Raw genomic sequence first — 1326 nt, forward strand, 5'->3', positions numbered from 1 at the left:
TTATTGCCGGGCGCTCTTAACGGTTCACGGCACCGTCAGCGAGATCGAGAAGAACGACAACGACGATCAGCAGGACGATCCAGCGCAGGAGACCCATCCGGCTCCAGAGATCTTTGGCGAGGCTTCGTCCGGCGCGACCGGCCAGCAGCAGGAGCGCGCACAGCGCTCCACCTACCACCACGATAAATATTCCGGCATTACTGGGATCCACGCGGACAACGATCTCATGCGGGCCGCCGCCGGCACCGGTCGGTGGTGAGGCCTGGTCGGTGGTGAGGCCTGGTTGGTGGTGAGGACTGGTCGGTGGTGAGGCCTGGTTGGTGTCGGGGTCACACCGTCCGGCGCAACAACGGGGGATGCAGCGCGGTCGCCGAGCCCCGCCGGTACAGCTCGGCAGGCCGTCCCCCACCACGCGGCGCAGCCCGGGCACCCACCGGCACCACGAACCCCGTTGTCGACAGCACCTTGCGGCGGAAGTTGGGAGGGTCCAGCGGAGCTCCCCAGGCGGCCTCGTAGACGCGACGCAGCTCCGCCAAGGTGAACGGTTCTTCGCAGAAGGCCGCGGCGAGCGGGGTGTACTCCAGCTTGCTGCGTGCCCGCTCCATGCCGTCGGCGACGATCGCCGGATGGTCGAAGGCGAGCGTCGGGCCGTCCGCCGACCCGAGATCCTCCACCGGCCACCACCGGGCTCTCGGGCCGTCGCGATCAGCTCCCGGCGGGGGCGGCAGGTTCGGCAGCAGTGCGAGGTAGGCCACGCTGACGACCCTGGCCCGCGGATCGCGGTCCGGGCACCCATAGGTCCGCAGCTGCTCAAGGTGACCCGAAGCGGCGACTCCGGTTTCTTCGGTGAGCTGGCGACGGGCCGAGGCGTCAAGGTCCTCGTCCACCCGGACGAGGCCACCGGGCAACGCCCAGTCGTCCTGGAACGGTGGGGAGCCGCGCTGTGTGACCAGTACGCAGAGCTGGCCGGCCCGCAATGTCAGCAGGACGACGTCCACACTCACCGCGATCGCCAGCCCGGGGAACATCTCCGCCGCGTCGTGCGGCGGTGTCTGCGGTCCGGTCATGCCTGCCGTCACGGCCTCAATGTTGCCCGGTGGGTGCCCCGACGGCGATGACCGGCAGACACGGTCCGCCGAAGGCGATTGACCGGGCGTCCACCGGCAGGCTCGCCAGCGTTGCCTCATGGTGTGCGCGAGCCGCGAGCAGCCCGTGCGCGTTGGTCCGCCCTGCGTCCAGGATCACTCCGCCGCGCACCAGTGGGACCAGGAGGCGGCGGTCCAGGCTGGTTTCGCGCAGGCCGGTCCCGTGCGCGCCGGGATCGGT

General features: G+C 70.2%; 2 protein-coding genes and 1 pseudogene. 1 reads left to right on the forward strand and 2 read right to left on the reverse strand.

Features of this window, described 5'->3' with window-relative positions; all coding sequences use genetic code 11:
* Nucleotides 1–259 (forward strand): hypothetical protein (locus tag U9980_RS11370; protein WP_322767886.1); only part of this gene is annotated, 259 nt, incomplete at its 5' end.
* Nucleotides 260–329: 70 nt separating this feature from the next.
* Here the strand turns inward: U9980_RS11370 and U9980_RS11375 are convergent.
* Both U9980_RS11375 and U9980_RS11380 read right to left on the reverse strand, forming a co-directional pair.
* Entirely contained in the window at nt 330–1067 is a 738-nt protein-coding gene (locus U9980_RS11375; protein ID WP_322767887.1) for an NUDIX hydrolase, read from the reverse strand.
* A 16-nt stretch (nt 1068–1083) separates the two neighbouring features.
* Nucleotides 1084–1326: pseudogene (locus U9980_RS11380) on the reverse strand (nicotinate phosphoribosyltransferase); the annotation flags it as partial.

Source organism: Protofrankia sp. Cr1 (assembly GCF_963555865.1).
Classification (GTDB): domain Bacteria; phylum Actinomycetota; class Actinomycetes; order Frankiales; family Frankiaceae; genus Protofrankia.

What these genes read in the sequence shown, in the direction of transcription:
- U9980_RS11375 (WP_322767887.1), bottom strand. Translation starts at nt 1,067, where the DNA reads ATGACCGGACCGCAGACACCGCCGCACGACGCGGCGGAGATGTTCCCC.